Here is a 3,850-nt window from a genome sequence, read left to right on the forward strand (position 1 = left end):
TTTCAATCTATAAAGGAGAGATTAGATGAATCTATTTACATTTTTAATTGAAAAGATAAAAGCATTATTAAAAATAAAAACAGTTTTTATTATTCCTAAGAGTGTGTTTTTAAATGAAAATTTAATTTTCGATAAAGATTTAAATAAAAGTATTACGCTAAATGGAGTTGCTTATGAAATTTTAAAGTTGATGAATGGAAAAAACAATATAGATGATATAGTTTCAGAGCTACTCAAAAAGTATAATGTAAAAAAGGCTGTATTGGAAAGAGATGTAACCAATATATTAAGAAATTTACAAGAGAAAAACTTAGTTGAAAGTAAGGTAATAGGAAATAAAATAGCTGTTATATTATTAAACTTAAGTATATTTCAATATGTATATAAGAAAAGATACTCTGTTTCTAATTCCAAGGTAGCAGCTTTATTACTTTTACTTTATGTAGTTACAAAAAAGTTATTTATAATGTGGGTGATTACTTTTATAACTATTTACTTCTTTAAAAATAATTTAGCAATAGAGTTTAATGATAAGATAGATTATGCTATTGATTGTTATATCGTTTTTATATTTTCAATAATAGTTGGATTTGTAATACATGAATGGATTCATATAGTTGTTAGCAAAATTCAAAATCAAGAATTTCGTGGATATATATTAGCTAGAAGATTTACAGTTAGTATAGTTAAGGTAAATACCGAATCTAGTTTATTGTCTATATTGCTAGGACCGTTAATACCAAGTATTATAGGAATCATTATAATAGCAATTTCAATAAAGATACAAAGTATAATGATATTTGTTCTAGGAATAGGGTTTGCAGTTAATGCAATAAATTTATTACCTTTTACACAAGATGGAAAAGGAATACTTAGAAAAATTCTAATGAAGAAACTAATGAAGGGGGCTATAAAATGAAAAAAACATTAGGAATTGTATCTGTTATATATTTTACATTTATACCATTTGGTATAGTTTTTTATTTACTATATTCATTGCTGAATAATAAAAGTGTAAATTTATTTAATGGTGGAGTTTTACTAGATGTAGCACAAAATAGTTTCAAATTAAATATAAGTTCAAACTTAGTTTTTATGTACATAGTTTTATATGTAGTACTTATTGGATTAGTATTCATAGTTTCAAAAACGAAGGGTTATAAAAATTTATATAAAAAAGGAAAAAGGGCAAATGGATAAAAAAAGAGTGATTAAATTAGTTTTATTTATTGCTTTTATTGCAATCTGTATATCTGTATATTCAATATACTCTAAAGGTAAGGAGAGTATGGAAACAAAGTATGGGATAGGATATGGAGATCCTAATGCCAAAATAAAGATGGTAGAATACATGAGTTTCCAATGTAAAGACTGTTATGAGTTGCATGAAAATATTGGAGATATATTAAGAGAAAAAATCAAAAGTGGTGAAATATATTATGTAGTGAAGCATGTTGATTTTGATAAGTTTAAATATGATGATGTTATATTTAATAGAATTGATAATCTAGATAAAATAGAAACTGTAGATTATATAATGGATAATTATAAAACATGGAGTAAAATGAAAAACGTGAAAGATGTTGAAGAGTTTTTTAAACTAGGTGCTATTAAAAAAGATAGAGTTGAGATGCAAAAACATATTCTAACTGAAAGAGATGATCTTGGAATAGATTTTATACCTACATTTTATTTAAATGGTGAAAAGCATGTTGGATCATTTACAGAAAAAGAGTTCAATAAAATGATAAATGATGTAAAATAAGGCTATATAGAATATACATACATGTAAATGAAAGGAAATTTTTATGAAGTATATAAGTAAAATACCAGATACAGATATTAATTTAAATAAGGATATGATTAGTACTGGTTGGAAAATGTTAAAAGAACCTCGAAACTTAGTTACAGCAACTCTAATATCATTACCTATATCAATTATAAATATTTATTTGTGTATATTCTTTATTAAGCTTATAAATAAAGACTTACTGACAATTGTAAACTCTATTTTTTATGATGGAAAATTTGTTTTTACAATTAAGCTTATATATATAGTATATATATATGTGTATATATTTTTACATGAAGTTATTCATTTAGTATGCATTCCAAACTTTGCAAAATCTAAATCAACATTTATTTCAGTAAAACTATGGGGTGGTTTTGTTTATACCGAAGAAATAATTAGTAGAAATAGATACTTGATAGTAACTATAATGCCATTTATAATATTGTCATTTGTAATGCCAATTATAATGACCTTATTAGGGGGAAATCCTATGATAATTTTAATTTTGGCAATTGTGAATGCTGCAGGAGCATCAGTAGATGTATTATCTTTTATACTATTGTTTTTTCAAGCTCCAAGAAATAGCAAGATAAAAAACAATGGAATAAAAACTTTCTACAAGATTAGTAAAGTATCTAATTTAGATTAATAAATGCATAAAAAGAGAGGACAATTGTCCTCCCTCTTATGTATTTATTAATCTATTTTTTAGTTTTTTTTGATTTCTTTTTATACTTCTCTTCATATGCAGTTAAGGCGTCTAAATTAAGTTCAACTGAGTCAAACATCTTACAGACTATATCTTCTAAGACTTGAGAAACAGTCATATTATTTTCATAAGAAAAAGATTTAACTTTATCAGCGATTTCCTTTTTTAATTTAATTCCAATCATAACTTTTTCTTCTTTTAATTTAGGTTTATTTATTAAGTCAAATACATTAATATCAGTATTTTTATTTTCAATAAATTCTTGACCCGTTGATTTTTCATCTACTTTTTGTTTTATGTTTAATAAACTACTTTTTTTATTTAACATTGGATTTTCAATAGTCATAGCTTTCTCTCCTAATATTTAATAAATATTTAATATTAATTAAATGTATTTTTAATAGTTAAAAAGTTTTCATTAAATAACTATTAAACCTTCCTCTATGTATTCATTTATTAAGTCGGAAATTTCATTTCCTATATCAGTTTTTATTTTTCTTTCTTTAACTTTTACATACTCACTAATTGACTCGTTATATAATATTGAGTTTTCATAGTGAACAGACTTTCTCATAGTTTGTTTAAATGTATTTCCTAAAATTCCTTTTTCTGTAGCACACTCTAACCACATTTTTATTTTGTTGTTTTCTTGTTTTTCAAATTTAGTGATAACTGGTTTTCTTATATCGTCTTTATCTATTCTAAGCGCTTTCTTTATATCTCCATAGGTTTTTAATAACAAATCATAACCTGTTAGTGTGCTATAACATCCGTAGTTTATTATAGGCACAATATCTGTACAACATATAAATACATTTGTATTTAAAACAGATATAGCAGGATTTAAATCAAATAATACTAAATCATATTCTGAAAAAACATCTATATTCTTATCGTCAGTTAAGTAATTCAATAAAGTATATTCCTTACCGGCTTTTGTATTAAGAACTAATTCAAGAGTAACCATATCTATATTACTTGCTATAATATCTAAGTTTTGAAATTTACTTAGAGGAGATTTCATAATTAACTTATCTATTTCAATATTGCTTTCTAACCCATCTTTCAAAGTATATATATTGGATTGAATTACTTCTTCTCCTAATAAAAATACTGATGCATTTGATTGAGGATCAGCATCTATAAACAATACTTTTTTATTGGGATAGTTTGTACAAAATTGATGTATAAAATTTAGATTTAAACATGTTTTGGAACTACCACCCTTAAAGCTCATATGTGTTAAAATTGTTTGATTTTTAGCCACTTTTATTACTCCTTTTTATATTAAATATATATTTAATAGTAGTTTAATATATATTTTATCATTAATTAAATGATTTTTAAAT

At 23.8% G+C, this 3,850-nt stretch carries 6 protein-coding genes; 4 read left to right on the plus strand and 2 right to left on the minus strand.

Annotation, left to right across the window (positions count from 1 at the left end; translation table 11 throughout):
* The first annotated feature begins 25 nt into the window (after positions 1 to 25).
* From VN21_RS17945 to VN21_RS14275, 4 genes are read left to right on the plus strand one after another with little or no spacing between them, the layout of a single operon-like run.
* Positions 26 to 919 (plus strand): PqqD family protein, encoded by an 894-nt coding sequence (locus tag VN21_RS17945; RefSeq protein WP_052952080.1) that lies wholly within the window; start codon positions 26 to 28, stop codon positions 917 to 919.
* Positions 916 to 1,200, plus strand: a complete 285-nt coding sequence (locus VN21_RS14265) for a hypothetical protein (protein ID WP_046823854.1) — start codon at positions 916 to 918, stop codon at positions 1,198 to 1,200. The genes VN21_RS17945 and VN21_RS14265 overlap by 4 nt, the downstream gene beginning before the upstream one ends.
* A complete protein-coding gene (locus VN21_RS14270; RefSeq protein WP_046823855.1) occupies positions 1,193 to 1,765 on the plus strand; it encodes a thioredoxin domain-containing protein in 573 nt (190 codons plus the stop codon). Before VN21_RS14265 ends, VN21_RS14270 begins: the two co-directional genes overlap by 8 nt.
* A 43-nt stretch (positions 1,766 to 1,808) precedes the next feature.
* Positions 1,809 to 2,441, plus strand: coding sequence for a DUF3267 domain-containing protein (locus VN21_RS14275; protein ID WP_046823856.1), 633 nt, complete (start codon positions 1,809 to 1,811; stop codon positions 2,439 to 2,441).
* Between the two features lie 52 nt (positions 2,442 to 2,493).
* Here VN21_RS14275 and VN21_RS14280 read toward each other — a convergent pair whose 3' ends face one another.
* Positions 2,494 to 2,847, minus strand: coding sequence for a hypothetical protein (locus VN21_RS14280; RefSeq protein ID WP_046823857.1), 354 nt, complete (start codon positions 2,845 to 2,847; stop codon positions 2,494 to 2,496).
* 72 nt (positions 2,848 to 2,919) lie between these two features.
* Entirely contained in the window at positions 2,920 to 3,768 is an 849-nt protein-coding gene (locus VN21_RS17950) for a ParA family protein (RefSeq protein WP_021430853.1), read from the minus strand.
* Between the last annotated feature and the right edge of the window lie 82 nt (positions 3,769 to 3,850).

Origin of the sequence: Paraclostridium benzoelyticum, from assembly GCF_001006285.1 — a bacterium.
Classification (GTDB): Bacteria; Bacillota; Clostridia; order Peptostreptococcales; family Peptostreptococcaceae; genus Paraclostridium; species Paraclostridium benzoelyticum.

Coding starts and splice junctions, on each gene's coding strand:
- VN21_RS17945 (WP_052952080.1), top strand. CDS start 26: ATGAATCTATTTACATTTTTAATTGAAAAGATAAAAGCATTATTAAAA.
- VN21_RS14265 (WP_046823854.1), top strand. CDS start 916: ATGAAAAAAACATTAGGAATTGTATCTGTTATATATTTTACATTTATA.
- VN21_RS14270 (WP_046823855.1), top strand. CDS start 1,193: ATGGATAAAAAAAGAGTGATTAAATTAGTTTTATTTATTGCTTTTATT.
- VN21_RS14275 (WP_046823856.1), top strand. CDS start 1,809: ATGAAGTATATAAGTAAAATACCAGATACAGATATTAATTTAAATAAG.
- VN21_RS14280 (WP_046823857.1), bottom strand. CDS start 2,847: ATGACTATTGAAAATCCAATGTTAAATAAAAAAAGTAGTTTATTAAAC.